Source organism: Brevundimonas sp., assembly GCF_013823285.1.
Lineage (GTDB): Bacteria > Pseudomonadota > Alphaproteobacteria > Caulobacterales > Caulobacteraceae > Brevundimonas.
The window spans coordinates 1-4134 of sequence record NZ_PNLV01000153.1; the positions used below are offsets into that span (position 1 = coordinate 1).

The 4134-nt window shown below is 68.3% G+C and carries 7 protein-coding genes; 4 read left to right on the forward strand and 3 right to left on the reverse strand.

The window, feature by feature from the left end:
• A partial coding sequence (locus C0461_RS13655; RefSeq protein WP_292107780.1) for a 2-C-methyl-D-erythritol 4-phosphate cytidylyltransferase occupies positions 1-102 on the reverse strand: 102 nt, incomplete at its 3' end.
• A 78-nt stretch (positions 103-180) separates the two neighbouring features.
• Here C0461_RS13655 and C0461_RS13660 point away from each other — a divergent pair.
• On the forward strand, positions 181-672 hold the full coding sequence (locus C0461_RS13660; protein ID WP_292107771.1) for a hypothetical protein: 492 nt from the start codon (positions 181-183) through the stop codon (positions 670-672).
• Here C0461_RS13660 and C0461_RS13665 read toward each other — a convergent pair.
• Entirely contained in the window at positions 669-1889 is a 1221-nt protein-coding gene (locus C0461_RS13665) for a hypothetical protein (protein WP_292107773.1), read from the reverse strand. The two genes, C0461_RS13660 and C0461_RS13665, sit on opposite strands and share 4 nt — an antisense overlap.
• 135 nt (positions 1890-2024) lie before the next feature.
• Positions 2025-2465, reverse strand: a complete 441-nt coding sequence (locus C0461_RS13670; protein ID WP_292107775.1) for a DUF2214 family protein — start codon at positions 2463-2465, stop codon at positions 2025-2027.
• Between the two features lie 48 nt (positions 2466-2513).
• Here C0461_RS13670 and crcB point away from each other — a divergent pair, with 48 nt between their 5' ends.
• From crcB to C0461_RS13685, 3 genes are all read left to right on the forward strand, one after another.
• Positions 2514-2903 carry a fluoride efflux transporter CrcB gene (gene crcB / locus C0461_RS13675; protein ID WP_292107777.1) on the forward strand — a complete coding sequence of 130 codons (390 nt, stop codon included), beginning with the start codon at positions 2514-2516 and terminating at the stop codon, positions 2901-2903.
• Positions 2904-2943: 40 nt separating this feature from the next.
• Positions 2944-3939: an RluA family pseudouridine synthase gene (locus C0461_RS13680; RefSeq protein WP_292107778.1), complete on the forward strand. Its 996-nt coding sequence runs from the start codon at positions 2944-2946 to the stop codon at positions 3937-3939.
• Positions 3936-4134: hypothetical protein (locus tag C0461_RS13685; protein WP_292107779.1), on the forward strand; the 199-nt coding region annotated here is incomplete at its 3' end. The genes C0461_RS13680 and C0461_RS13685, both read left to right, overlap by 4 nt.

Sequence of the window (4134 nt, forward strand, 5' to 3'; positions counted from 1 at the left end):
CGACCACGCCAGCAACGGCCGCCCGCCCAGGGCGCGCCACTGCTTGGCGCCGCCCGCGCGCGAACCCGAACCCGCCGCCACCACGATCGCTGAGAAACTCATGACGGCCTTCTAGAGCAAATGCAGACCGGAACAATCGATCACGTCGTTCGCTTTCTGCTGTGAAAGAGGGAGTCCGTCATGATCCGTCCGTTTGTCATCGTCGCGTCGGCCGCAGCCTTGCTGGTGGCCGCCTGCGCCAGCCTGTCGCCCTATGGGCCGCAGATGGGCGCTTCAGGGCAGGGCTATTCCGAACAGCGCATCGAGAGCGACCGCTGGCGCGTCACCTACAGGGGGGTCGGGGATCCTGGCCCGGTGTCGGACTACGCCCTGCTGCGGGCGGCCGAACTGACGCTTCAGAACGGCGATGAGTGGTTCGAGGTGACCCAGCGCTGGATTGACGGGCGCGCCAGCCAGGGCGGCGTGCGGCCCAACGTGTCCATCGGCGCCGGATCGGGCAGCTACGGCGGCTATCGCACGTCGGGCGTCGGTGTCGGCCTGGGCCTGAACATCTCGGGCGATCAGCCGACCACGACGGTTCTTGAGGTCCGCACCGGCGACGGCCCGCGCCCGGACCGTCCCGAAGTCTATGACGCCCGGAGCGTTCGGGACTCCCTTCGCGCCCGCTTCTAGATGCGGCCCCGCGTGAGATTGCGATATTCCACCAGGCGTTCCTTGTCGCGGCGGACCTGATCGGCCACGGCGTTGTCCACGTCGAGCGAGGCGTAGCGGACCCAGCCCTCGATCCCCAGCTTGTCCTGAATGGCGGCCACCGGCGTCTGCCAGAGGAAGTAGGACATCCACGACACCCCGGCGCCCAGCACAATGGCCAGCCCTTGCAGGATGCGGAACTCGGTTTCGTTGACTCCCAGAACGGCCTGCATGGCGAACAGCCAGAGCCACAGCAGGAACACCAGCGGCGTCATGAAGCGGCTGAACCAGCGCATCCAGTAGCGCTCGCGCCGCACCCGCCACAGCTCCATCTGGACGAATTTCTCCAGATACTCCATGCGCGCGCCCAGCCACATGGTCAGGCGGGTCAGGTACATGGCGCGCTGGCCCCAGCCCTTGCCGTCGGTCTGGAACTGGGTCTCGGCCTGATCCGCCACGGCGCGGGCGTTGGTGAAAAGGTTCTGCAACTCGCGGGTCCGCTGAACGATCTCGCGCGATAACTCGTACGAGTCGTTCTCCAGCTTGAAGCGGTACTGGGTGAACAGGATGGCGTTCAGGCCCCAGTAAATCCCCACCGACAGCACCATGGCGATCGCCGCCATGGCGACCCCGGCGGTGGTTGTGCCGGTCCAGTCGGTGAACCAGGTCGGCCCCAGCGTAGCCAGCAGGGTGAAGGCGATCAGGGCCAGCGCCTGATTCATGCGCTTGATGGCCACATGGGTGCACAGACGCCCGAACACCGAGCGCCCGTAGCGGTGGATGCGCCCGCGCATGTCGGACTCCACCGGAAACCGTTCCTGGATCTGGCGATGGAACAGGACGTGGAAGCGGTCCGGCTTTCCGTCGCTCTCCCAGAAGGGAAAGATGTCCAGGGGCTGGTTGAAATACTCGTCGATGTGATCCGAGATGTGCTGGATGGCGGCGGGATCGTTGGAGAAATACTCGCTTTCCTGGATCGGCCGGTCGATGCCGTCGCGCGAGCGGGTCTGCCGGGCGTCGGGATCGCGCAAGGGCGCCGGCGCTTCGCGGTCAGGCCGGTCGGCGGCGCCCGGCGGGGGCGGGGTCGCCACGGCGCCCATCACCGGCGCGGGCTGATGCAGGGGATGGGCCATGGGCTCCACGGTCGGCTCCGGCACAGGCGGCGCCGGCGTCGGCTCATGCGAATCCTGTTGCGACATGCCTGTTCCCCAAACCCTGTTCCGCAAGGGTTCTACGATGAAAGTCCGGGCCGGGCCATCCGGCTTCGCCCTGGGCGCGAACCAGGATTAACCCTATCGGCGAACGGTCGGGGGGCAAATGAACTTTGAGAAAGCTCAGAACGGCCATTTCGACATGGCGGCGGCGAAGGCCAGCAGGGGCAGGAGCAGAAGCACCTCGAGGGTCAGCACGCGGCGAACCTTCACCAGATCGGCGGGGTCGGGCTGGAAGGCGGGATCGATCTTGCGGGCGCGACGCCAGGCCATGAAGCGGACCGTCGGAATAATCGAGGCGGCGGCGATCAGGCCGAAGGTGAGAATCTTGGCCCAGAAGAAGGGATTGGTCTCATAGAACATCCAGCCCTTGCCGCCCCAGATCACGCGGCAGACGCCGACGACCAGGACCAGCATGGCCGCGCCGCCGACCCCGGCGTCCAGACGGGCCAGCCGGTCCACGGGAGTCGGCGTCGCGCGCAGCAGGACCCTTTCGGCCGCGACCATGGCGACCAGGCCGAAGACAAGAATGTGGTGCAGGACGGCGAGGATCAGATCCAGCATTGTGCAAGCTCCTTCACGGGCAAGTCGGAAACAGCGTAGGTTCGCATCATGACACGATTTCTGTTGGTGGCCGCAGGCGGCGCGGCGGGGGCCATGGCGCGCTATGCCGTGGGACTGGCGGTCATACGGCTGGGGCCGGGCCTGGCGTGGCCCGTAGGCACCTTCATGATCAATGTGGTGGGCGGTCTGCTGATGGGCCTGCTGGCCGGCTGGATGGCGCTGAAGGCCGGGACGGGCGTGGACCATGAGCGGCTGCGTCTGTTGCTGGGGGTCGGCCTGCTGGGCGGCTTCACCACCTTCTCCGCCTTCTCCATGGAGACCGCCCTGATGATCGAGCGACGCCAGCTGGGCCTGGCGGCGGGCTATGCGGGCCTGTCGGTGGTGGTGTCGGTCGCCGCCCTGTTCGCAGGACTGATGATCGCCCGGCGCCTCTGGTAGCCAGGATGGCGCCGCGCGCGCGACGTCCTATAAGGCGGCCATGAGCCGTGAAGTGAAAACCCTGTATGTGGCCGAGGCCGAGGACGGCATCCGTCTGGACCGCTGGTTCCGGCGGCGCTGGCCGCACCTGTCCCATGTGCAGGTGCAGAAGATGGCCCGGTCGGGCCAGATCCGCGTGGATGGATCGCGCGTGAAGCCGGAGGACCGGCTGACAGCGGGCGCCGCCGTGCGGGTGCCGCCCATACCCGACCCTGTGGAGAAGACCCCGGGCGAGCGGCAGACCCTGAGCGACCGGGACGTGGCCTACGCCCGCTCGCTGGTGCTGTTCGAGGATGACATGGTGATCGCCCTGAACAAGCCCGCCGGGCTGGCGGTGCAGGGCGGCACCAAGACCACCAAGCATGTGGACCGGCTGCTGTCGGCCTGGGGCGAGGGACTGGAGCGGCCGCGGCTGGTGCACCGGCTGGACCGGGACACCTCCGGCGTGCTGCTGCTGGGCAAGGGGCCGGAGGCGGCCAAGCGGCTGGCGGGGGCCTTCGCCCGGCGGCAAGCGAAGAAGACCTACTGGGCCATCGTCATGGGCGCGCCCAAGCCCGGAGCCGGACAGATCGATCTGGCGCTGAAGAAGTCCGGCATCAACGATTTCGAGATCATGCGGCCCGCCGATCCGAAGGAGCACGGCGCGGAGCCGGCGGAGACCGCCTTCGCCACCATCAGCCGGGCGGCCCACCGGGCCAGCTGGATGGCGCTGCGGCCCTTCACGGGACGGACCCACCAGCTGCGGGCGCACATGAAGGCCATGGGACATCCCATCCTGGGCGATCCCAAATACGGGAACGAGGCGTCGAACGAGCTGTCGGGGCCGCTCAAGCTGCAACTGCACGCCCGGCGGATCGAGCTGGATCATCCCGGCGGCGGCAAGCTGATCGTGGAGGCGCCTCTGAGCCCCGAGATGAAGGCCGGGTTCGCCCACTTCGGCTTCTCGGAGGACGAGGCGGAGCAGGATCCCTTCGCCGGGGTCAAGCGCATCCGATGACGCCGGATCAGGCCATGCGGGCGCAGCAGGCCGCGGCCCTGCTCAACCAGCGGCGGTTCGCGGAGGCCCGTGATCTGCTCGTCCCGCTGGTCTCGACGCTGCCGGGCGAGGCGGACATCCGTCACCTGTTCGGCGCGGCGCTCGCAGGGGCGGGGGACGCGGCGGGGGCTGAGCGGGCGCTGCGCGCCGCCCTGA